The sequence below is a fragment of the Streptomyces coffeae genome (genome assembly GCF_016741875.1).
Lineage (GTDB): Bacteria > Actinomycetota > Actinomycetes > Streptomycetales > Streptomycetaceae > Streptomyces > Streptomyces coffeae.
In genome coordinates this window covers 296,726-319,624 of the sequence record NZ_JAERRF010000008.1, presented here as the reverse complement: position 1 = coordinate 319,624, position 22,899 = coordinate 296,726, and the positions used below count along the sequence as shown (strand labels likewise).

General features: G+C 71.1%; 20 protein-coding genes. 4 read left to right on the top strand and 16 right to left on the bottom strand.

Translation table 11 applies throughout. The features are described 5' to 3' along the window. Positions 1–113 precede the first annotated feature (113 nt). The 11 genes from JK363_RS16345 to hrcA form a co-directional block, all read right to left on the bottom strand. Positions 114–1,427 (bottom strand): hemolysin family protein, encoded by a 1,314-nt coding sequence (locus tag JK363_RS16345; protein ID WP_201875622.1) that lies wholly within the window; start codon positions 1,425–1,427, stop codon positions 114–116. Next, positions 1,424–1,921, bottom strand: coding sequence for an rRNA maturation RNase YbeY (gene ybeY, locus JK363_RS16340; RefSeq protein ID WP_201875621.1), 498 nt, complete (start codon positions 1,919–1,921; stop codon positions 1,424–1,426). The genes JK363_RS16345 and ybeY overlap by 4 nt, the downstream gene beginning before the upstream one ends. A 12-nt stretch (positions 1,922–1,933) precedes the next feature. Beyond that, the gene (locus tag JK363_RS16335; protein ID WP_201875620.1) at positions 1,934–2,938 is read right to left on the bottom strand and encodes a PhoH family protein; all 1,005 of its coding nucleotides are present in this window, start codon (positions 2,936–2,938) and stop codon (positions 1,934–1,936) included. A gap of 170 nt (positions 2,939–3,108) precedes the next feature. Continuing rightward, positions 3,109–4,212: a PfkB family carbohydrate kinase gene (locus tag JK363_RS16330; protein WP_201875619.1), complete on the bottom strand. Its 1,104-nt coding sequence runs from the start codon at positions 4,210–4,212 to the stop codon at positions 3,109–3,111. 165 nt (positions 4,213–4,377) lie between these two features. Then, complete coding sequence (locus JK363_RS16325; protein WP_201875618.1) at positions 4,378–5,298, bottom strand: ribonuclease Z; 921 nt, start codon at positions 5,296–5,298, stop codon at positions 4,378–4,380. 4 nt (positions 5,299–5,302) lie between these two features. Continuing rightward, on the bottom strand, positions 5,303–5,662 hold the full coding sequence (locus JK363_RS16320; RefSeq protein WP_201875617.1) for a histidine triad nucleotide-binding protein: 360 nt from the start codon (positions 5,660–5,662) through the stop codon (positions 5,303–5,305). A gap of 132 nt (positions 5,663–5,794) precedes the next feature. Further along, positions 5,795–6,397: a hypothetical protein gene (locus JK363_RS16315; RefSeq protein WP_201875616.1), complete on the bottom strand. Its 603-nt coding sequence runs from the start codon at positions 6,395–6,397 to the stop codon at positions 5,795–5,797. Between the two features lie 100 nt (positions 6,398–6,497). Beyond that, positions 6,498–7,241 carry a 16S rRNA (uracil(1498)-N(3))-methyltransferase gene (locus JK363_RS16310; RefSeq protein WP_201875615.1) on the bottom strand — a complete coding sequence of 248 codons (744 nt, stop codon included), beginning with the start codon at positions 7,239–7,241 and terminating at the stop codon, positions 6,498–6,500. After that, positions 7,238–8,329, bottom strand: a complete 1,092-nt coding sequence (locus JK363_RS16305) for a nitronate monooxygenase (RefSeq protein WP_201875614.1) — start codon at positions 8,327–8,329, stop codon at positions 7,238–7,240. The genes JK363_RS16310 and JK363_RS16305 overlap by 4 nt, the downstream gene beginning before the upstream one ends. 178 nt (positions 8,330–8,507) lie before the next feature. Further along, a complete protein-coding gene (dnaJ, locus tag JK363_RS16300) occupies positions 8,508–9,644 on the bottom strand; it encodes a molecular chaperone DnaJ (RefSeq protein ID WP_201875613.1) in 1,137 nt (378 codons plus the stop codon). Next, entirely contained in the window at positions 9,645–10,661 is a 1,017-nt protein-coding gene (gene hrcA / locus JK363_RS16295) for a heat-inducible transcriptional repressor HrcA (protein WP_201875612.1), read from the bottom strand. It lies immediately after the preceding gene. Positions 10,662–10,837: 176 nt separating this feature from the next. Between hrcA and JK363_RS16290 the strand changes: the two genes are divergently transcribed. Then, entirely contained in the window at positions 10,838–11,575 is a 738-nt protein-coding gene (locus JK363_RS16290) for an MBL fold metallo-hydrolase (protein WP_201875611.1), read from the top strand. 22 nt (positions 11,576–11,597) lie between these two features. Continuing rightward, positions 11,598–12,425, top strand: a complete 828-nt coding sequence (locus JK363_RS16285) for a DUF3097 domain-containing protein (RefSeq protein WP_201875610.1) — start codon at positions 11,598–11,600, stop codon at positions 12,423–12,425. On the opposite strand, the gene JK363_RS16280 is transcribed toward JK363_RS16285, so the two are convergent. The 5 genes from JK363_RS16280 to lepA all read right to left on the bottom strand — a co-directional run bounded on the left by JK363_RS16280 (position 12,418) and on the right by lepA (position 21,169). After that, positions 12,418–13,002 (bottom strand): Uma2 family endonuclease, encoded by a 585-nt coding sequence (locus JK363_RS16280; protein WP_201875609.1) that lies wholly within the window; start codon positions 13,000–13,002, stop codon positions 12,418–12,420. The two genes, JK363_RS16285 and JK363_RS16280, sit on opposite strands and share 8 nt — an antisense overlap. Positions 13,003–13,084: 82 nt before the next feature. After that, the gene (hemW, locus tag JK363_RS16275; protein ID WP_201875608.1) at positions 13,085–14,317 is read right to left on the bottom strand and encodes a radical SAM family heme chaperone HemW; all 1,233 of its coding nucleotides are present in this window, start codon (positions 14,315–14,317) and stop codon (positions 13,085–13,087) included. 656 nt (positions 14,318–14,973) lie between these two features. After that, on the bottom strand, positions 14,974–16,941 hold the full coding sequence (locus JK363_RS16270) for a SpoIIE family protein phosphatase (protein WP_236075826.1): 1,968 nt from the start codon (positions 16,939–16,941) through the stop codon (positions 14,974–14,976). Positions 16,942–17,170: 229 nt separating this feature from the next. Continuing rightward, a complete protein-coding gene (locus JK363_RS16265; RefSeq protein ID WP_201875606.1) occupies positions 17,171–19,060 on the bottom strand; it encodes an AMP-dependent synthetase/ligase in 1,890 nt (629 codons plus the stop codon). Positions 19,061–19,288: 228 nt separating this feature from the next. Further along, positions 19,289–21,169 (bottom strand): translation elongation factor 4, encoded by a 1,881-nt coding sequence (gene lepA / locus JK363_RS16260; RefSeq protein ID WP_201875605.1) that lies wholly within the window; start codon positions 21,167–21,169, stop codon positions 19,289–19,291. Between the two features lie 205 nt (positions 21,170–21,374). Between lepA and rpsT the strand changes: the two genes are divergently transcribed. Both rpsT and JK363_RS16250 read left to right on the top strand, forming a co-directional pair. Beyond that, positions 21,375–21,641, top strand: coding sequence for a 30S ribosomal protein S20 (gene rpsT / locus JK363_RS16255; protein WP_201875604.1), 267 nt, complete (start codon positions 21,375–21,377; stop codon positions 21,639–21,641). Positions 21,642–21,893: 252 nt separating this feature from the next. Beyond that, on the top strand, positions 21,894–22,784 hold the full coding sequence (locus JK363_RS16250) for a hypothetical protein (protein ID WP_236075825.1): 891 nt from the start codon (positions 21,894–21,896) through the stop codon (positions 22,782–22,784). The last annotated feature ends 115 nt before the right edge of the window (positions 22,785–22,899 follow it).

The following is a 22,899-nucleotide window of genomic DNA, read 5'->3' as shown; positions in this document are numbered from 1 at the left end:
TCGGCCACGCCGACGCGCCCGTGGGGGCGTGCGGAGAGGGGGCACAGCGCCCGGTGGGGGCGTGCGGAGAGGGGGCGGTGAACGCCGACTGACGCCGTCAGACGGTGGCCCGGCTATGACTCCGATTCGGCGGCGGCGGTCTCCCGGACCGGCTCGACCAGCACCGTGACGATGCGGTTGCGGCGGCCGGCCGGGGACTCGGCCGTCAGCCGCAGGGCCTTGAGAGCCGGGTCCGCACCACCCTCGGGGACATCGACCTCGGCCGTGGCACCCGCGATCGGCACCCGGCCCAGAGCCTTGGCGAGCAGTCCGCCGACCGTCTCGACGTCCTCGTCCTCCAGATCCGTCCCGTACAGCTCGCCCAGATCGCCGAGGTCGAGCCGGGCGGTGACCCGGTGGGTGCCGTCGCCCAGATTCTCGACGGGCGGCAGCTCCCGGTCGTACTCGTCGGTGATCTCACCGACGATCTCCTCGAGGATGTCCTCGATGGTCACGATCCCGGCCGTACCGCCGTACTCATCGATGGCGACGGCCACATGGTTGCGGTCCTGCTGCATCTCGCGCAGCAGATCGCCCGCGTTCTTGGTGTCCGGGACGAAGGCGGCGGGCCGCATCGCGGTGGAGACCAGCTCGGATTCGGCCTCGCGGTTGATATGTGTCTTGCGGACCAGGTCCTTGAGGTAGACGATCCCGACGATGTCGTCCTCGTTCTCCCCGGTGACCGGGATCCGGGAGAAGCCGGAGCGCAGCGCGAGGGTGAGCGCCTGCCGGATGGTCTTGTAGCGCTCGATGACGACGAGGTCGGTGCGCGGCACCATCACCTCGCGCACCAGGGTGTCGCCGAGCTCGAACACGGAGTGGACCATGCGCCGCTCCTCGTCCTCGATCAGCGACTCCTGCTCGGCGAGGTCGACCAGGGCGCGCAGCTCGGCCTCGGAGGCGAACGGGCCCTTGCGGAAGCCCTTTCCGGGCGTGAGCGCGTTACCGAGGAGGATCAGCAGCGGCGGGATCGGGCCCATGACCCGGGCCAGCGGGATCAGCACATAGGCGGCCGCGGTCGAGGTGTTCAGTGGGTGCTGGGCGCCGATGGTGCGCGGTGAGACGCCGACGGCGACATACGACACCAGGACCATGACGCCGATGGCGACGGTCAGCGCCTTCCAGGTCTCGGGGAACTCGCTCAGACAGGCGTAGGTGACCACCGCGCCCGCCGCCACTTCGCAGGCCACCCGGACCAGCAGCGCGACATTGAGATAGCGGGTGGGGTCCTCGGCGACGTGCATCAGCTTGGCGCTGCCGCGCCGCCCGGTGCGCACGGCCTCCTCGGCCCGGAACCGGGTGGTGCGGGCGAGCCCCGCCTCGGCGCACGCCGCCAGCCAGGCGACGACCACCAGCAGGACGGCCGCCGTGACGAGCTGCCCGCTCATCGGGTGGTGGGGGCCGGGGAGGGGCCGGTCAGACCGTACTCGGCGCGCCAGCCGTCGATGATCGCGGCCTGGAGGCCGAACATCTCGGCGCGCTCGTCCGGCTCCTCGTGGTCGTAGCCGAGGAGGTGGAGGACGCCGTGGACGGTGAGCAGCTGGAGCTCCTCGTCCATGGAGTGGCCGGTCGGCGCCTCCTCGCCCTGCTTCTTGGCCACGTCGGGGCAGAGCACGATGTCCCCGAGGAGGCCCTGCGGGGGCTCCTCATCGTCCTTGGCGGGCGGCCGCAGCTCGTCCATCGGGAAGGACATCACATCGGTCGGCCCCGGCAGGTCCATCCACTGGATGTGGAGCTGCTCCATGGCGTCGGCGTCAACGACGATCACCGAGAGCTCGGAGAGCGGGTGGATACGCATCCGGGCCAGGGCGTAGCGGGCGACGTCCAGCACCGCCCGCTCGTCGATGTCCGTGCCGGATTCGTTGTTGACGTCGATCGCCATGGGGCTTCGTGATTACTTTCCGTTGCGGCTGTCGTACTGGTCGTACGCGTCGACGATGCGGCCGACCAGCTTGTGCCGGACCACGTCGGTACTGGTGAGCATGGAGAAGTGGACATCGTCCACGCCCTCCAGGATCTCCCGGACCTGGCGCAGACCGCTCTTGGTCCCGCCGGGCAGGTCGATCTGGGTGATGTCACCCGTGATCACGACCTTGGAGTCGAAGCCGAGCCGGGTGAGGAACATCTTCATCTGCTCGGGGTTCGTGTTCTGCGCCTCGTCGAGGATGATGAACGCGTCGTTGAGCGTACGGCCACGCATGTACGCCAGCGGCGCGACCTCGATCGTGCCCGCGGCCATCAGACGCGGGATGGAGTCGGGGTCGAGCATGTCGTGCAGAGCGTCGTAGAGCGGCCGCAGATACGGATCGATCTTCTCGTAAAGGGTGCCGGGCAGGAAGCCGAGCCGCTCCCCCGCCTCGACCGCCGGACGGGTCAGGATGATCCGGTTGACCTGCTTGGACTGGAGCGCCTGGACCGCCTTGGCCATGGCCAGATAGGTCTTGCCGGTGCCGGCGGGGCCGATGCCGAAGACAACCGTGTGCTTGTCGATGGCATCGACATAGCGCTTCTGATTGAGCGTCTTGGGACGGATGGTGCGGCCGCGGTTGGAGAGGATGTTCTGCGTGAGCACCTCGGCGGGCGTCTCGTCCACCGTGCCCTCCCCGTTCTCCGCCGCGCGCAGCATGGAGATCGAGCGCTCCACCGCATCCTCCGTCATCGGTTGACCGGTGCGGAGCACCAGCATCATCTCGTCGAACAGGCGCTGGATGAGGGCGACTTCCTTGGGATCCCCCGTCGCGCTGACTTCATTGCCCCGCACGTGGATATCCGTCGCCGGGAACGCATTCTCGATCACACGCAGCAACGAGTCCCCTGATCCCAGGACCATCACCATCGGATGCTTCGTCGGGACCGTGAACTGCGCATGCGCCTGCCGTGCTGTGGTTGGTTGCGTCATGGGCCGGCTCTCGGGCCTGCTCCTACCTCCTGTGACAACGGTTCTCGCCGCTCGACAACCTTGGGTTACCAGGGTACGACGGAGCACCGACAAGACCCGAGCCCTTTTACTCCGTACCCGCTCATCACACCATTCCCGGAATCCGGGGCCGCGGCCGGGCCCGGGGGTTGCTATGCCTGCCGGAAGCCGATGGTGGGGACGGCCCGGCGGAGTGGCCAGGGGCGGGCGGCGGCCGGAAGTATCCGGTCCAGGAAGGCGTAACGGCGCAGCGGCTGGTCGTCGTAGGCGCGGGCGTGCTGCCACCAGGCGGCGATCTCGACCCAGCCGGGCGCGGACAGCGAGCCGCCGAACTCCTGGACGGACAGCGCGGCGGTCAGCCCGGCGAAGGCGAGCCGGTCGGCCAGCGGCCAGTCGGCCAGGGTGCCGGTGACGAAGCCCGCGACGAACACGTCCCCGGCGCCGGTCGGATCAAGGGCCTCCACGGTGATCGCGGGCACCTCGGCGGTCTCGCCGGTGCGGCCGTCGACCGCGTACGCCCCCTCGGCACCCAGGGTGACGACCGCGAGCGGCACGCGGTCGGCGAGCGCGCGGGCGGCGGCGCGCGGGCAGTCGGTGCGGGTGTAGCTCATCGCCTCGGCCGCGTTCGGCAGGAACGCCTCGCAGTGCTCCAGATCGGCGAGATCGGCCGGGTCCCAGCGGCCGGTGTCGTCCCAGCCGACGTCCGCGAACACCCGGCTGCCCTTGCGGGCGGCCTCCGCGACCCACTCCTCGCGGCGGCCGGGCACCAGCGAGGCGATGGCGGCGCGAGCCGGGGGCGGGCAGCTGGGGGCGGGCTCCTCCGGGGGCGGCGCCTCGTGGCCGTGGGAGACCATGGTCCGCTCGCCCTCGTAGGCCATGGAGACGGTCACCGGGGAGTGCCAGCCCGGGATCGTCCGGGACAGCGACAGATCGATCCCCTCGCCGCGGTCGAGCGCGTCCCGGCAGTAGTCGCCGTAGTGGTCGTCGCCGAAGGCGGCGGCCAAGGAGGTGCGCAGCCCCAGCCGGGCCAGGGCGGTGGCCATATTGGCGACGCCACCGGGGCTGGAGCCCATCCCGCGCGCCCAGGACTCGGTGCCGCGGATGGGGGCGGAGTCCAGGCCGGTGAAGATGATGTCGAGGAAGACGGTGCCGGTCAGATAGACATCGCAGTCCGGATCGCCGGGCCCGCGAACGGCCGCGAGCGGATCGAGCAGGGGGCGGCCCGCCGCATGCTCGTCGCCGTCATGTGTCGTCACCGTGTGCTCCCAGGTCGAACAGGTCGTGATCGGCGCTCCCGCCGCCGTGCCGTCGCCGTCGAAACGGCCGTCGAAAAGCAGGTGCCGCCAGTGTGCCCGATCCCACCGTCACCAGGCGGCGCGCTCCGGCGTCCCGGGGGCGCGGCACGACCCCGGGACGCCGTCTCAGCGGCGCTTGGGCACGGCCACGGTCATCAGGTCCTGGGCCACCGTGAGCTCGCCTTCGAAGCCCGCGGCGCGGGCCTGGCGCTCGAAGTCGCAAGGGTCGCCGTAGCGCTGGGAGAAGTGGGTCAGGACGAGGTGGCGGACGCCCGCGTCGGTGGCGAGCCGGGCAGCCTGCCCGGCGGTGAGATGGCCGTACTCGACGGCCAGCGGCTCGTCCTCGTCGAGGAAGGTCGACTCGATGACCAGCAGATCGCACCCCTGCGCCAGGGCGTACGCGCCGTCGCACAGCCGGGTGTCCATGACGAAGGCGAAGCGCTGGCCGGGTCGGGCCTCGCTGACCTCCTCGAGTGCGATGGTGCGCCCGTCCCGCTCCAGGGTGCCGTCCCGCTGGAGGCGGCCGATGTCCGCCCCGCGGATGCCGAGCGCCGCCAGCCGCTCGGGCAGTATGCGGCGGCCGTCGGGCTCGATCAGGCGGTAGCCGTAGGACTCGACGGGGTGCGAGAGCCGGGCGGTCTCCAGGGTGTACGCGGGCGTCCGGGCGATCACCCCGCCCTCGCCCTCGATCGGCCGCTCGGTCAGCGGCACCGTCTCGCGGTACGCGGTGGCATACCGCAGCCGCTCGAAGAAGCGCTGTCCGCTCGCCGGGTAGTGCGCGGCCACCGGATGCGGCACCTTGTCCAGGTTGATCCGCTGGATCACCCCGGCCAGACCCAGCGAATGGTCGCCGTGGAAGTGCGTGACACAGATCCGGTCGATGTCATGCGCGGCGACACCGGCCCGCAGCATCTGGCGCTGGGTGCCCTCACCGGGGTCGAAGAGCAGCCCGTCGCCGTCCCACCGCAGCAGATAGCCGTTGTGGTTGCGATGGCGGGTGGGGACCTGGCTGGCGGTGCCGAGGACCACCAGTTCGCGTGCGGACACCGGACTATCCGGGGGGCCAGTTGAGGCCGCGGCCGCCCAGGACGTGGGCGTGTGCGTGGAAGACGGTCTGCCCGGCGCCGGAGCCGGTGTTGAACACCACGCGGAAGCCCGTGCCGTCGATCTTCTCCTCGGCCGCGACCACGCCCGCCTCGCGCAGTATATCGGCGGTGATCTGCGGCTCGGCCATGGCGAGGGAGGCCGCGTCCGGGTAGTGCACCTTGGGGATCACCAGAATATGGGTCGGCGCCTGGGGGTTGATGTCGCGGAAGGCGACCGTGGTGTCGGTCTCGCGGACGACGGTGGCCGGCACCTCCCCCGAGACAATCTTGCAGAACAGGCAGTCGGCCTGCGGTTCTCCCGCCACCGGTGGCTCCTCACGGATCGTCGGCTGGTACGGTCCGGATGGTACCGGGACGCTCCGCCGGCGGTGTGTGTGAATCCCCTTTGCCCTGCGCCTTTGCCTGTGCCCGCTTGTCCCCGCCTGTCCCGCTCGCCCCTACTTGCCCTGGGTGCTCTGTGCGGTCCGGTGGTCCAGGGGATAGCTCTGGTGCGGCTCGGGGCGCCGGCTCCCGCGGTCGTCGTTCCGGCCGTCGTTCCGGTCGTTGCCCCGGTCCTTGTCGCGCCCGGACCCCCGGTCGTCGTCCCGGCCGTCGTCGCACTCCCCGATCACCCGCGCCTCGAAGGCCCGGTGCCCGTCCACGGACGCCGTCAAGTGGCCTCGTACACACTGGTTCTTCCGTACGAAGGTGACCTTGCCGGAGACCTTGATGTCCTTGTCGCTCTCGGTCTCGCCACGGCAGTCGACCGACGCGTCGATCCCGATGCCCTCGTTCCGCTCGCGGTTGTGGTCGCCCGAGGACGAAGCACCGGCCGTGCGGCCGCCCTTCAGATCCGCGTTGCAGGTCATCCAGCGGACGTCGACACCACCCTTCTCCAGGGCGCGGGAGGCGACCTTGTCGGTGGTGACCGCGACCACGATGGAGCTGACCCCGTTGTCCTTCCGGTCGCATCCGGTCACCGCGACGACGGCCGCGACCGATACCGCGACGGCCAGGAGCGGCCGCCCGGGCCGCTGCCTTACATGGCTCAATGCCCCCATAGGGGACAGGTTCCCATTGCGCGCGGCCAACCGGAAGACCGTCGTCGGCCACGCTGCCCCGCCCGGATGCGGCTCCTGGAAGCGGCCCCGGAGGGGCCGTTCAGCCCCAGCGGCCGGTACGCCCCAGCAGCAGCGCGACCGCCGCCGTTCCGGCCGTCGAGGTGCGCAGCACGCTCGGGCCCAGCCGGTACGGTGCCGCGCCCGCCTCCTCGAAGGACGTCAACTCCTCGGGGGAGACTCCCCCTTCGGGACCCACGACGAGCACGATCTCACCGGCGGCGGGCAGTTGTGCCATGGCCAGCGGGGCGCTGCCCTCCTCGTGCAGTACGGCCGCGAAATCCGCGTCGGCCAGAAGTCGAGCAACCTGCTTGGTCGTCATCGCGTCCGTGACCTCGGGGAAGGTCAGACGGCGGGACTGTTTGCCCGCCTCGCGGGCGGTCGCCCGCCACTTGCCGAGCGCCTTCAGCCCGCGCTCGCCCTTCCACTGGGTGATGCACCGCGCGGCGGTCCACGGCACGACGGCGTCCACACCGGTCTCGGTCATGGTCTCCACGGCCAACTCACCGCGGTCGCCCTTGGGAAGGGCCTGTACCACGGTGATCCGCGGGCTCGGCGGCTCCTCGTGGCGTACCCCGGCCACCTCCACCAGCAGCCGGTCCTTGCCCTCGACGGCCGCCACGGCGCCGGAGACGCCCGTGCCGCGGCCGTCGGTGAGCACTACGGGTTCGCCGACGCGCAGCCGCCGTACGGAGACGGCATGCCGCCCCTCGGGCCCCTCCAGCGCGATCCGGCTCCCCGCGGCCGCTCCCTGAAGGGAGTCGGCCAGGAACACCGGGGCGGTCACCGGGCCTCGCCGCCGGACACCTCGGCGTGCAACGCCGCCCGGGCCGTGTCCAGTTCGGCCATCAGCGTCTCCACCAGCTGCCCGGCGGGCAGCTCACGGGCCAGCCGGTGGCCCTGTCCGGCCCACAGCGCCATGCCCTGCGGATCACCCTGCTGGGCCGCGGCCTTGCGCAGCCCGGAGGTGAGGTGGTGCAGCTGGGGGTAGGCGGCCGGGGCGTACGGGCCGTGCTCCCGGATGAATCGGTTGACCAGACCCCGGGCGGGGCGCCCGGAGAAGGCACGGGTCAGCTCGGTCCGGCCGAACATCGGGTCCGTCATGGCGCCCTTGTGCAGGGCGTTGGCCCCCGACTCGGGGGTGACCAGGAACGCGGTGCCCAGCTGGGCCGCGCTCGCGCCCGCGGCCAGCACTGCCGCGATCTGCGCACCGCGCATCAGCCCGCCCGCGGCGATCACCGGGATCCGCACGGTCGCGCGGACCAGCGCGATCAGCGACAGCAGCCCGAAAGCGGCGCCCATGCCGTCCTCGGCCGGGTCATTGCTGAAGCCGCCCTGGTGGCCGCCCGCCTCCACGCCCTGCACACAGAGCGCGTCGGCGCCCGCCCACTCGGCGGTCTGCGCCTCGACCGGCGAGGTCACCGTGACGACGGTGCGCGTACCGGCCCTGGCCAGGGCGTCCAGGACCTCACGGGTGGGGCAGCCGAAGGTGAACGAGACCACCGGCACCGGGTCGTCGAGCAGGATCGCCAGCTTCGCCTCGTACGCGTCGTCGACGCTCGCGCCGGAGTCGCCGAGCGGAGTCGCGTACCGGGTCACCTCGCCCGCGAGCCGCTCGCCGTAGACCTCGACGGCGAGCGGGTAGGGGGTGGGCGGCTGCGGCATGAACAGATTGACACCGAAGGGCCGGTCGGTCAGTCCCCGCAGCTGTCTGATCTCTTCGTACATCGCCTCCGGGGTCTTGTACCCGGCGGCGAGCGAACCGAGGCCACCGGCCGCGGAGACGGCGGCGGCCAGCGGGGGGCAGGAAGCGCCGCCCGCCATCGGCGCCTGCGCGATCGGATACCGGAAGAGGCCGGTCAGTGCGGAGGGCATGACCACATCGTGTCATGCGCTCCGCACCGGCCGACAACCGGATCACCGGCGTTGCGGCTGGTCCCGGGCCGGACGCCTACCGCCCGTTGAACGCGTCCTTCAGACGCGAGAACAGCCCCTGCTGCCCGGGCTTGGCCACGTCCCCCGGGGGACAACCCCCGGACCCCCGGCCGGACGCCTACCGCCCGTTGAACGCGTCCTTCAGACGCGAGAACAGCCCCTGCTGCCCGGGCTTGAACTCGCCGGTCGGCCGCTCCTCGCCCCGCAGCTTGGCCAGGCGCCGCAGCAGCTCCTCCTGCTCCGCGTCCAGCTTGGTCGGGGTGGTCACCTCGACATGGACGATCAGATCGCCCCGGCCACCGCCCCGCAGGTGGGTGACGCCGCGCTGGTGCAGCGGGATCGACTGGCCGGACTGGGTGCCGGGCCGGATGTCGACCTCCTCCAGGCCGTCCAGCGTCTCCAGCGGCACCTTGGTGCCGAGCGACGCCGCCGTCATGGGGATGGTCACCGTGCAGTGCAGATCGTCGCCGCGGCGCTGGAAGACCGGGTGCGGGACCTCGTGGATCTCCACATACAGATCGCCCGCCGGGCCGCCGCCCGGGCCGACCTCGCCCTCGCCCGCCAGCTGGATCCGGGTGCCGTTGTCCACACCGGCCGGGATCTTCACGGTCAGGGTGCGCCGCGAGCGGATCCGCCCGTCACCGGCACACTCCGGGCACGGGGTCGGCACCACGGTGCCGAAGCCCTGGCACTGCGGACACGGCCGCGAGGTCATGACCTGACCCAGGAAGGAGCGGGTGACCTGCGAGACCTCACCGCGGCCGCGGCACATGTCACAGGTCTGCGCCGAGGTGCCCGGCGCCGCGCCCTCACCGCTGCACGTGGTGCACACCACCGCGGTGTCGACCTGGATGTCCTTGGTGGTCCCGAACGCGGCCTCGCTGAGCTCCACATCGAGACGGATCATGGCGTCCTGGCCGCGCCGGGTGCGGGACCGGGGTCCGCGCTGCGAAGCGGTGCCGAAGAAGGCGTCCATGATGTCGGAGAAGTTGCCGAAGCCCGCGCCGAAGCCACCGGCGCCGCCGCCTCCGGCCGCGCCGGACATCGGGTCCCCGCCGAGGTCGTAGACCTGCTTCTTCTGCGGATCCGACAGCACCTCGTAGGCGGCGTTGATCTCCTTGAACCGCTCCTGGGTCTTCGGATCCGGATTCACATCCGGGTGCAGCTCACGCGCGAGCCGACGGAATGCCTTCTTGATCTCGTCCTGCGAGGCATCACGCCGCACGCCCAGGACTGCGTAGTAGTCCGTCGCCACTTACGACTCCGCCAGGATCTGTCCGACGTAACGTGCCACTGCGCGTACCGCTCCCATCGTTCCGGGGTAGTCCATGCGGGTCGGTCCGACCACGCCGAGTTTGGCGACGGCCTCGTCGCCCGAACCGTAGCCGACCGCGACCACCGAGGTGGAATTCAGTCCCTCGTGAGCATTCTCATGCCCGATGCGCACGGTCATACCCGAGTCTTTGGCCTCGCCGAGCAACTTGAGGAGGACGACCTGCTCCTCAAGTGCCTCCAGAACGGGCCGGATCGTCAGGGGGAAATCATGCACGAAACGTGTGAGGTTCGCGGTGCCGCCGATCATCAGCCGCTCCTCGGTCTCCTCCACCAGTGTCTCGAGCAAGGTCGCCAGCACGGTCGAGACCGTCCCCCGGTCCTCCTGCTCGAAGGACTCCGGAAGATCCTGCACCAACGGCGGCACATCCGCGAACCGCCGCCCCACGACACGGCTGTTGAGCCGGGCCCGCAGATCCGCGAGCGACTCCTCGCCCACCGGGGACGGGCAGTCCACCATGCGCTGCTCGACCCGGCCGGTGTCCGTGATCAGCACCAGCATCACCCGGGCCGGGGCCAGCGGCAGCAGCTCCACATGGCGCACCGTGGAACGGGTCAGCGACGGATACTGCACCACCGCGACCTGCCGGGTCAGCTGCGCCAGCAGCCGGACGGTGCGGCCCACCACGTCATCCAGGTCCACCGCGCCGTCCAGGAAGTTCTGGATGGCCCGGCGCTCCGGCGTGGACAGCGGCTTCACTCCGGCCAGCTTGTCCACGAAGAGGCGGTAGCCCTTGTCGGTGGGGATACGCCCGGCGCTGGTGTGCGGCTGCGCGATGAAGCCCTCGTCCTCCAGCGCGGCCATGTCATTGCGCACCGTGGCCGGGGAGACCCCCAGCCGGTGGCGCTCGGTGAGCGCCTTGGAGCCGACCGGCTCCTCGGTCCCCACATAGTCCTGGACAATGGCACGCAGCACTTCGAGTCTGCGTTCGCTGAGCACCCCGCGCACCTCCAGTCCAGCGGTCTCTTCAGGTCGTCCCCCTGGCACTCAACGGTCACGAGTGCCAGAACCCCTCCGCCAGTGTACGGCGGGGGGCGGTGGACAGGGCAAGAGCCGCCGTGTGGCGGAGCCCGCACGACCCGCCACGCTATCGCCCGGAGAGCTAGCGTCTCGGTATGGAGACGTGTTGGGAAGAGTCGCGGTGGCACGAGGCGGGCTGGGAGACCATCGCCCCCGGGGTCGCCAGGCTGCGGATGCCGGGCTGGGACGAGACCATCGGCGTGGTCGTCGGACGCACGGACGTACTCGTCGTGGACACCGGTGCCACGCTGCGTGACGGCGCCGCGCTGCGCACCCAGATCACCCGGCTCGCCGGGCGCCGCCCCACCCGGATCGCGCTCACCCATCCGCACTTCGACCATGTCCTGGGCACGGCCGCCTTCTCGGGCTGCGAGGTGTACGGCGCCGCGGGCCTGGACGAACTGCTGCGCGCGGAGCGGGAGGAGCTGCGCGAGTCGGCCATCCGGCAGGGTGTGGACCGGGGCGCCGCCACCGAGGCCGCCGACCATCTGGTCCTCCCCCACCACCTGGTCTCCGGGGAGCTCACCCTGGACCTGGGCGACCGGCCGGTGCTGCTGGCGAACGTGGGCCCCGGGCATACCGCCCACGACCTGGCGGTACTGGTCCCCGGGCAGCCCGAGGTGGTCTTCTGCGGCGATCTGGTGGAGGAGTCCGGTCCGCCGCAGGCGGGGCGCGACGCGATCCCCGCGCGGTGGCCGGCCGCCCTGGACCGGCTGCTGGAGCTCGGCGGCGAGGAGGCGCGGTACGTTCCGGGCCACGGGTCCGTGGTGGACGCGGAGTTCGTCCGCATCCAGCGCGCTGAACTGGCCGAGCGGTTCGGCGTGTCCCGCTAGTCACACGGCTATCGTCTGGCGGGTGCGCAGCCGATACGACAACCCGGACCTGACCCCGCCCTGGAAGCGGCAGCAGCCCGCCCCGGAGGTCCCCGCCGAACCGGACCTCGTCGTGGAGGAGGTCAGCACCGGGTTCTGCGGGGCGGTGATCCGCTGCGAGAAGACCGCGCAGGGGCCGACGGTCACTCTGGAGGACCGCTTCGGCAAACATCGCGTCTTCCCGATGGAGCCGCGCGGCTTTCTGCTCGAGGGCCGCGTTGTCACGCTGGTGCGCCCGCGCGCGGTGGCCCCCACCGCGCCCCGGCTCACGGCCTCCGGCTCCCTCGCCGTACCGGGCGCGCGGGCGAGAGTGGCCCGCGCGGGGCGCATCTATGTCGAGGGGCGCCATGACGCGGAGCTGGTCGAGCGCGTCTGGGGCGACGATCTGCGCATCGAGGGCGTGGTCGTCGAATACCTGGAGGGCGTCGACGATCTCCCCGCCATCGTCCAGGAGTTCGCGCCCGGCCCGGACGCCCGGCTCGGTGTCCTGGTCGACCATCTGGTGCCCGGCTCCAAGGAGTCCCGGATCGCCGCCGAGGTCACCGGTGACCATGTGCTGGTCGTCGGCCACCCCTACATCGACATCTGGGAGGCCGTGAAGCCGTCCTCGCTGGGCATCCCCGCCTGGCCGGAGGTACCGCGCGGCCAGGACTGGAAAACGGGCGTCTGCCGGGCCCTCGGCCGGCCGGAGAACACCGGCGCCGCCTGGCAAGCGATCCTCTCCTCGGTCCGCTCCTACAGGGACCTGCGGCCCGAACTCCTGGGCCGGGTGGAGGAGCTGATCGATTTCGTGACGGTGGGGGTCAGCTGAGTGTCTGGAACTCGTCAGTCTCCAGCGTGAGGTCCAGCGCCTCGATGGTGACCGGGTCACCGAACTTGCTGGCCCGCTCCGTCCAGTAGTCGGCCTCCTCACCGGCTCCCTTGGGCTCGGTAAGGAGGACGCACTTGGCGGCGATGGGGTCGATGATCAGGTAGGCGGGGACCTGTCCGGCCGCGTACACCGAGCGCTTGTCCTGGTAGTCACGGCGCACGCTGGTCTTGGAGACAACTTCCACGACCATGGTGACCGCCGAACCAGGAACGAGACGCCCCGGACCCTCGACCGCCCCTCGCTCGTAGACCACAAGATCCGGCTGCGGCTCACTGGACTCGCCCGGGATCGCGAGGTCCTGCGTCTGGGACCGATGCCATCGCTTTCGCGGAATCTGGTCCATCACCGACTCGACGATCCAGTTATGGACCCGGTCGGGCCCAGCCATCATCACAATTTCCCCCCGGATCAGCTCAGCCTTGAGCCCTTCAGGCACCGCGAGATCCTCGAATGCCTTTGCCATATGGTCCGCTCGGTCATCGGCCATGAGCTCCACCCGGTCGTCCACAGCGGTCATCGCGATGATCCCCCTTTTCCCAGCGCGCACTCAGCGTACTCATATCACTACCGCACCCCCTGCCACCGTCGCCCTTCGAAAATCAGTCCACCAGATCCCGCACCACAGCGTCCGCCAGCAGCCGCCCGCGCAGCGTGAGCACGGCCCGTCCCTGCCGGTACGGCTCGGGGGCCAGCAGGCCGTCCTCCAGGGCCCGGGCCGCGGCCGACGCGCCTGCCGGGCGGAGCAGGTCCAGGGGGCAGCCTTCGGAGAGCCGCAACTCCAGCAGGATGCGCTCGACGCGGCGCTGCTCGTCGGCCAGCACCTCGCGGCCCGCGCCGGGCGACCGGCCCTCGCCGAGGGCCTGGGCGTACGCGCCGGGGTGCTTCACGTTCCACCAGCGGACCCCGCCCACATGGCTGTGGGCGCCGGGGCCCGCGCCCCACCAGTCGGCGCCGCGCCAGTACAGCTCGTTGTGGCGGCAGCGGCCCTCGGGCGAGGTGGCCCAGTTCGAGACCTCGTACCAGTGGAATCCAGCGGCCGAGAGCATCTCCTCGGCGATGAGGTAGCGGTCGGCGTGGACGTCGTCGTCGGTCATCGGCACCTCGCCGCGGCGGATCCGGCGCGCCAGCTGGGTGCCCTCCTCGACGATCAGCGCATAGGCCGAGACATGGTCCGGTCCGGCGCCGAGGGCGGCCTCCAGGGTGGCCCGCCAGTCGTCGTCGCTCTCGCCCGGGGTGCCGTAGATCAGGTCCAGGTTCACATGGCCGAAGCCCGCCGCCCGCGCTTCGGCGACACAAGCCTCGGGGCGGCCGGGGGTGTGGGTACGGTCCAGCACCTTCAGCACATGCTGCCGGGCGCTCTGCATCCCGAACGAGATCCGGTTGAACCCGGCCTCGCGCAGCTCCGCCAGATAGCGCGGATCCACCGACTCCGGATTGGCCTCGGTGGTGATCTCGGCGCCCTCCGCCAGTCCGAATTCCTCGCGGATCGCCGCGAGCATCCGGCCCAGGTCGGCCGCGGCGAGCAGGGTCGGCGTACCGCCGCCCACGAACACGGTCTCGACCGGCCGCGGGTCGTCCCCCAGCACCTTCCGCGCCAGCCGCACCTCCTCGGTGACCTGCTCGGCGTAGTTGTCCCGCGAGGCCAGCACCCCGCCGGAGCCGCGCAGTTCGCTGGCGGTGTAGGTGTTGAAGTCGCAGTACCCGCAGCGCGTGGCGCAGTAGGGCACATGCAGATAGAAGCCCAGCGGCCGCCGCCCGGCCCCGGCAAGCGCGCCAGGGGGCAGCGCACCGTCCTCGGGCATGGGCTCACCATCGGGCAGTACGGAAGGCATGGGACCCATTGTCCGACATCCCCGCGGGTCCGGGACCCGCCCCGGTTCCGCCCACGGGGGGGCGCCGCCGAGCCCCCACCCCGGGACGGGGCTGGCCCCCAGGGCCGGGGGGACGACCACGCCGCCGCCGGGGCCCCGGGGCGCCCGAGTCCCAGGCCCGGGGCCCTGAGCTGACGGGAAACGCACCCCGGCACGGCACCCCAGGACCAGGACCAGGACCGAAGACGGCACGAGCCAAACGACCCGAGTGGGCTCCGACGGCTCCAAGGCACGGGGCCCACCGCCCCCGGGCACGGGCCCGCAGGGGCCCACCACCCGGTGACGAGGCTTGTCCCCCAGAGCCGGGCCTCAGAACGGGGGACGACCACGCCGACTCCCAGGGCCCACCCCCGCGGAGCGGCCCGGGCGACCGAAGACGGCGTAAGCCAAACCACCCGACTCGGCTCCAGCCGACGCGAACCACCGCCCCAGGAGCGAGGCCCACCCCCGCGGCGCCGGGGCCACCACGCCCGGCCCGGGGACATCAGGGCGTCGGGGCCCACCGCCCCCAGGGCCGGGGCACCCCGCCAAGAGCGAGGCCGACCAGCCCAGGGCCGGGGGCCACGCCGCCGCCGGGGCCCGGCGGCGCGGAGGGGCCGGGGTCCAGGGCCCGGGGCCTAGAGTGCCTTCAGTACCAGCATCGCGAGATCGTCGTCCGGCGGCTCCGCCGCGAACGCGTGGACCGCCTCCCGCACCCGCTCCGCGACCTCGCGCGCGCTCATCCCCGCGCAGGACGCGAGGACCGCCGCGAGTCCCTCCTCGTCGTCGAACTGGCGGCTGCCCGAGCGGTGCTCGGTCACCCCGTCCGTCACGCACAGGAGCGTTTCGCCGGGCGCCAGATCAAACGTTTCGCTCTCGTACGCGACATCGTCCACCACCCCGAGCAGTATCTGCGGGGCGGTGACGGTGCGCACCGAGCCGTCGGGGCGGAGCACCAGGGGCAGCGGATGGCCCGCGCTGGCGAGGGTGCAGCGGACCCCGCCCCCGGCGCCGTCACCGTTGCCCAGCGGCTCCAGCTCCCCGTACAGCAGGGAGAGGAAGCGGGCCGTCCCGCCGCCCGGGGGCAATCCCGCGCCGACGAGCCCGGCGTCGACCAGCTCCGCGACGCCGACGCCGACCCCGGCCGCCTCCACGCCCGCCACGACGGCCTCGGCGGCCCCCTCGACCGCCGCTTCGACCGCCTCCTCGCCGAGCAGCTGGTTGAGCCGGTCGAGGACCTCCCCGACGCCGTAGCCCTCGCGGGCCAGCAGCCGCAGCCAGGGGCGCACCAGGCCGGTCACCACGGCCGCCTCCGGGCCGTTGCCGCAGACGTCGCCCAGGACGAAGCCCCAGCGGCCGTCACGGGCCGGGAAGACGTCGTAGAAGTCGCCCCCGGCGGAGATCTCGCCGGTGGGCTCGTAGACGACCGCCGACTCCAGCCCGGGGATGCGCGGGATACCGGACGGCAGCAGTCCGCGCTGGAGCACCCGGCTGATGTCCGCCTGCCGGGTGTAGCGGCGGGCGGAGGCCAGCGCCAGGGCGACGCGGCGGGCGAAGTCCTCGATCAGACCGACGACCTCACCGGGCATCCGCACCAGCCCGGCCCGCCCCAGCAGCAGGGTGCCCACGGCCCGTCCGCCCGCGATCAGGCGGCAGGCCAGGGCGGCGCCGCCGGGTCCGTACGCGGCGGGGTCGGCGGGCCACGGCCAGTCCACGGCGCCGCCGCGCGCGGCGGCGGGCAGATGGGGCGGCTCCTTCTCCAGGACCCGCCACAGCTCCTCGAGGCGGCCCTCGCTGGCGTGCCAGACCCGCACCAGCCGCGGCGGGCCGCCGGCGGTGTCGAGCCACACCGCGCACCAGTCGGCCAGCCGCGGCACCAGCAGCTGGACGGCGAGTGAGGTCACCAGGTCCTCGTCGAACTGCCCGGCGAGCATGTCGGACGCCTCGGCGAGGAAGGACAGCGCGCCGTGCCGGGCCCACTCGGGGTCATGGCGGCGGGCGGGCGCCCGCCGGGGCGCGGGGGCGACCAGCTCGACGGCGTGTGCCTCGCGCGGCAGCGCGCGCTCGGCGAGCCGGGTGCCGTCCCGGCCGAACCCGTCGAACCCCACGGCCGCCGGGCCGTCCTCCGCGTCCGCGGCGACGGCCAGCTGGAACCACACGGTCTTGCTGGTCCGCCGGTAGGTGGTGCCCCAGGACTCGGCGATCCCGGCCACCAGCCGCAGCCCGTGGCCCCCGGCGTACTCCGGCTCCTCCCCGTACGGGGATTCGCCGCGCAGCACCCGGGTGGGGTGGTGGTCGGTCACCTCGACGACCAGCGAGGGCGGTTCGCCCTCATGGCCGGGGACGTCCAGCGCACAGCTGAGCTCGACGGCGGTACCGGCGTGCACCACCGCGTTGGTGACCAGCTCGCTCACCAGCAGGACGGCCTCGTCCCCGACCCGTTCGGTGATCCGGTCGGCGGCGGGGACGTCCAGGGCGGCCCAGTCGGAGAGGGCGGCCCGGACGAACCGCCGCGCGGCGGAGGCCGCGAGGGGTGTGCCGGGCAGGCTGGCGCGGGCCGACGCGCTGGTCCGGACGGGGCCCACGCCCCCGACCGGTACAGCCATCCCGCCGGCCTCGGCCGACCCGCCAGACATGGCAGAAGATGACGTCCCCACTGTGCGGCTCCTGAGAAGCTCCGTCATAGTGCCGTATCCGCATCCGCTTCCGGCGCGGACAGCACCGGCAGGGACAGCGTGACAGACGGACCGACCTCATATGCGCCGAGTTGCGCAAGTGAGCCGCGATGAGCGGAAAATTCCTGTGCCCGTTGCCCCGGGCACAGTCGACTCCCCGTCAGGCCTCCCGGGATCCCGCGTACATGTCGTCGATCAGGTCCTTGTACTCGCGCTCGACCACGGGTCGCTTGAGCTTCAGGCTGGGCGTCAACTCACCGTGCTCCACGTCCAGATCGCGCGGCAGCAGCCGGAACTTCTTGATGGTCTGCCAGCGCTGCAACCCCTCGTTGAGCCGCTGCACATAGCCGTCGATCAGCTGCCGCACCTCGTCGGTGGCGACGACCTCGGCGTAGGACTTCCCGTCCATGCCGTGCTCCTTGGCCCAGCCCATGATCGTCGGCTCGTCGAGCGCGATGAGGGCGGTGCAGTAGTTGCGGTCGGAGCCGTGCACCAGGATGTTGGAGACGAACGGGCAGACGCCCTTGAACTGGCCCTCGACCTCCGCTGGGGCCACGTACTTGCCGCCCGAGGTCTTGATCAGGTCCTTCTTGCGGTCGGTGATCCGCAGATAGCCGTCGGGCGACAGCTCCCCGATGTCACCGGTGTGGAACCAGCCGTCGGACTCCAGCACCTGCGCGGTCAGCTCCGGCAGCCCGTGGTAGCCCTGCATGACGCCGGGGCCGCGCAGCAGGATCTCGCCGTCCTCGCCGAAGCGCACCTCGGTACCGGGGAACGCCTTGCCGACGGTGCCGGTGCGGTAGTCCACCGGGTTGAGGAAGCTGGCGGCGCTGGACTCGGTGAGGCCGTAGCCCTCCAGGATGTTGATCCCGGCGCCGGCGAAGAAGTAGCCGATCTCGGGCGCGAGCGCGGCCGAGCCGGACACCGCGGCGCGCAGCTGTCCGCCGAACGCCTCGCGCAGCTTGGTGTAGACGAGCTTGTCGGCGATGGCGTGCTGGGCCTTCAGACCGAACGGGACCGAAGGGTTGCCGGTGCGGCGGAAGTTGTCCTGATAGGTCTTGGCGTATTCACGGGCGACCCCGGCCGCCCACTGGAAGATCTTGTACTTGGCCGCGCCGCCCTCGCGCGCCTTGCCGGCCACTCCGTTGTAGACCTTCTCGAAGATCCGCGGTACGGCGCACATATAGGTCGGACGGACCACCGGCAGATTTTCGATGATCTTGTCGACACGGCCGTCCACGGCGGTGGTGTGCCCGACGTAGATCTGCCCGGCGGTCAGCACCTTGCCGAAGACATGCGCCAGTGGCAGCCACAGGTACTGCACATCGTCGGCATAGAGCAGCCCGTCGAGACTGCCGATCGCGATGGCCATGTACGACCAGGAGTCATGCGCCAGCCGTACGCCCTTGGGGCGGCCGGTGGTGCCGGAGGTGTAGATGAGCGTGGCCAGCTGGTCGGCGCGCAGCGCGGAGATCCGCTCCCGTACGGCCTCGGGGTGCTGCTCCAGATAGGCCGTACCGCGCTTCTCCAACTCGGTGAGGGAGAGCACCCAGCCCTCCGGGTCGCCCGCGGCCGGGACCGCGTCATCGGCGTTGATCACCACCACATGGGCCAGCTCGGGCAGTTCCTCGCGCTTCTCGCGCACCTTGGCGAGCTGGGCACCGTCCTCGGCGATCAGCACCCGGCTGCCGGAGTCGGACAGGATGAACGCGGTCTCCTCGGCGTTGGTGCTCGGATAGACCGTGGTGGTCGCGGCGCCCGCGCAGAGCACCCCGAGGTCGCCGAGGATCCACTCGACCCGGGTGGCGGAGGCGAGGGCGACCCGCTCCTCGGGCCGGATACCCAGACCCATCAGACCGGCGGCGATGGCGAAGACCCGATCCGCGCTTTCGCGCCAGGTCAGGGGGCGCCATTCGTCGGGGCCCGAACCCGAGGCGGCCGGTACCGGATAGCGATACGCCTCCTTGTCAGGCGTCGTCTCGACGCGCTGGAGGAAGTGCGTCGCCAGGGACGGCGGCCGGTTCTCGAGCAAAGTCTGTGTGTCGGTCACGGCATCCTCCGGGGCCAGCCTCATTGCTTGGTGACTCGCGAGTAACCTTCGAGCAGTGATCAGCGTAAGGGCCGAATCCTTACCGCGTAAGGGGTTACAGGTCACGTTGTTCAAACGACGACGGATGGTGTGCCGCATCCTTCACACCCTGACGGGCCGCACCTCTGCCACCACGGCAACGGGCCCGGCGCATCCTTCGCACCAGGCCCGCTGATCACTCGTTTCGCGTCACTTCTTGCTCTTGCTGTCCCCGCCCTCGGAGTCGGAGGACAGCACCGCGATGAACGCCTCCTGGGGGACCTCCACGCTGCCGACCATCTTCATCCGCTTCTTGCCTTCCTTCTGCTTCTCCAGCAGCTTCCGCTTACGCGAGATGTCACCGCCGTAGCACTTGGCGAGGACGTCCTTGCGGATGGCGCGGACCGTCTCACGGGCGATGACCCGGGAGCCGATGGCGGCCTGGATGGGCACCTCGAAGTTCTGCCGCGGGATGAGCTCGCGCAGCTTGGCGACCAGCCGGACGCCGTAGGCGTACGCCTTGTCCTTGTGGGTGATCGCGGAGAAGGCGTCGACCTTGTCGCCGTGCAGCAGGATGTCGACCTTGACCAGGTCGGAGGTCTGCTCACCGGTGGGCTCGTAGTCCAGCGAGGCATAGCCGCGGGTCTTGGACTTCAGCTGGTCGAAGAAGTCGAAGACGACCTCGGCGAGGGGCAGGGTGTAGCGGATCTCGACCCGCTCCTCGGAGAGGTAGTCCATCCCGAGCAGCACACCGCGGCGGTTCTGGCACAGCTCCATGATCGCGCCGATGAACTCGCTCGGGGCGAGGATGGTGCCCCGGACCACCGGCTCGTGCACCGTGGCGATCTTGCCCACCGGGAACTCACTGGGGTTGGTCACCGTGTGCTCGGAACCGTCCTCCATGTCCACGCGGTAAACCACATTGGGCGCGGTGGCGATCAGGTCGAGACCGAATTCGCGCTCCAGGCGCTCACGGATGACCTCCAGGTGCAGCAGCCCCAGGAAGCCGACGCGGAAGCCGAAGCCGAGCGCGGCCGAGGTCTCCGGTTCGTAGACCAGCGCGGCGTCGTTCAGCTGGAGCTTGTCCAAGGCCTCGCGCAGCTCCGGGTAGTCCGAGCCGTCCAGCGGATACAGCCCGGAGAACACCATCGGCTTGGGGTCCTTGTAGCCGCCCAGCGGCTCCTCGGCACCCTTGCTGAACTGGGTGATCGTATCGCCGACCTTGGACTGGCGGACGTCCTTCACACCCGTGATCAGATAGCCCACCTCGCCGACGGACAGCCCGTCGGAGGGGGTCATCTCGGGTGAGTTGGTGCCGATCTCCAGCAGCTCGTGCGCGGCGCCGGTGGACATCATCTTGATCCGCTCACGCTTGTTGAGCGTGCCGTCCACGACCTTCACATACGTCACGACGCCCCGGTACGGGTCATAGACCGAGTCGAAGATCATCGCGCGGGCGGGGGTGTCCTTGACGCCGACCGGGGCCGGAACCAGCTCCACGACCCGGTTCAGCAGCTCCGCGACGCCCTCACCGGTCTTGGCCGAGACCTTGAGCACATCGGCCGGGTCGCAGCCGATGAGGTGGGCCAGCTCGGCGGCGTACTTCTCGGGCTGGGCGGCCGGGAGGTCGATCTTGTTGAGGACCGGGATGATCGTGAGGTCGTTCTCCATCGCCAGATAAAGGTTGGCGAGGGTCTGGGCCTCGATCCCCTGTGCCGCGTCGACCAGCAGGATGCAGCCTTCGCAGGCCGCGAGCGAGCGCGAGACCTCGTAGGTGAAGTCCACGTGGCCGGGGGTGTCGATCATGTTCAGGATGTGGGTGGCCGACTCGGGCCCGCCCTCGTCCTTCATGGGCGCCCAGGGCAGCCGGACCGCCTGGGACTTGATCGTGATGCCGCGCTCGCGCTCGATGTCCATGCGGTCGAGGTACTGCGCACGCATCTGTCGCTGGTCGACCACACCGGTCAGCTGGAGCATACGGTCGGCGAGCGTCGACTTGCCGTGGTCGATGTGCGCGATGATGCAGAAGTTACGGATGAGAGCCGGGTCGGTACGGCTCGGCTCCGGCACATTGGTAGGGGTCGCGGGCACGCAGGGTCCTGTGTCTAGGCGGGACTCGGTGTAATCGGGGTTGTGTCAGTCCGTCCATGGTCCCATGACTGGCGACCGCTTCCGGGTTTGGGACGCTACAGACCCTGCTGGTAACCTGGCCGACTGTGTCTCGTGCCGCCCTCGCGCGACCGCGGGCACCGCAACACCACCAGCGAAAACCAACGAACCTGCGAAGGCTCTTTACGTGGCGAACATCAAGTCCCAGATCAAGCGCAACAAGACGAACGAGAAGGCCCGTCAGCGCAACAAGGCCGTCAAGTCCGAGCTGAAGACCGCCATCCGCCGCACCCGTGAGGCCGTGGCCGCCGGTGACGCCGAGAAGGCCACCGCCGCCGCCCGCGCCGCCGCGCGCAAGCTGGACAAGGCCGTCAGCAAGGGCGTGCTCCACAAGAACAACGCCGCCAACAAGAAGTCGGCGCTCGCGCAGCAGGTCGCCACCCTCAAGGGCTGACGTCCGGGCTGAGCCTTTCGGGGCGTACACCGTCCCTTGCGGGGCGTATACCGTCCCCCTCCGCCGGTCCGGGCCAAGCGGTCCCTCTCACCCGCTCCGACCGGCAGCCGACAGCTTGACTGCGGCACCGCGCCGCACGCGGCCTGCGTTCGCCACGCGGGTGCGGCGCACAGCAATCCACCGGAAGCCCCCCGCCGTCCTTTCCCCAGGACAGCGAGGGGCTTTCCCGGTTTTCTCGGGTATGTTCACGTCATGTCGATACCGGGGGAGACACCCAATCCTTACGGGCAGCCTCAGCCGCCCCAGCAGCCTCAGCACAGCGCCTACGGCGTACCGCAGCAGCCCCAGCCGCAGGGCGCCAACCCCTACGCCCAGCCCACGATGCCCGCCATGCCGATGGCCGGATACGGGCAGCTGGGCGCGCCCACGGGCATACCGCCCGTGATGCCTCCGAACGGCTCGGGCGGCGGCCCCGCGGGCGCCAAGGTCTGGCTGTGGGGACTCGGCGGGGCCCTCGTCGCCTCGGCGGTCTGGGCCGGTGCCCTGCTGGCCACCGGAGGGTTCGGCGGCGACGACGAGCCGAAGGCCGATCTCGCCGGGTACACCTACACGGACGACCTGTGCGACCCGACCGACACCAAGACCTTCGAGGACGAGGGGTACAAGGCGGACGGCGAGGACAGCCGCTCGAGCTCCAACCCGGCGCACAGCAGCTCCCAGGACCCGGCGCTGGACTCGATGGACTGCAACATCACCTTCAAGCCCGACGGCGCGTCCAGCGGCGACTACTCCGAGCTGCGCTTCTACACATCGGCGCTGCTGCACAAGAAGACCGACCCGCAGCCCGAGTTCGAGGCCAACTACCGGGCCTACGAGGACCGGAAGTCCTCCAGCTACGGCTATGACGTCAAGGCGGTCGGCGGCCTCGGCGACGAGGCGTACGTGGTGACGCAGACCAACGAATCCAGCTCCAGCAGCGGGACGTATGTGATCCTCGGGATCCGCGACGGGTGGATGACCTACCAGTCGACGTGGTCGGAGTATGTATCCAGCTCGTCGGACGCCAAGGGCAAGACGAACGACGAGGCCATCGACCTGCTGAAGAAGAGCGCCAAGGCGACGCTCCAGAAGATGAAGGGGTAGGCGGGGCCCGCCTCGCGGGGGCGTTCCGACTCAGGGGGGCGTTCGCTTCCCCAGGCGCGTTCCGCCTCGCGGGCGCGTTCCCCCGCACGGGGGCGCTCGCCTCGCGGGCGCATTC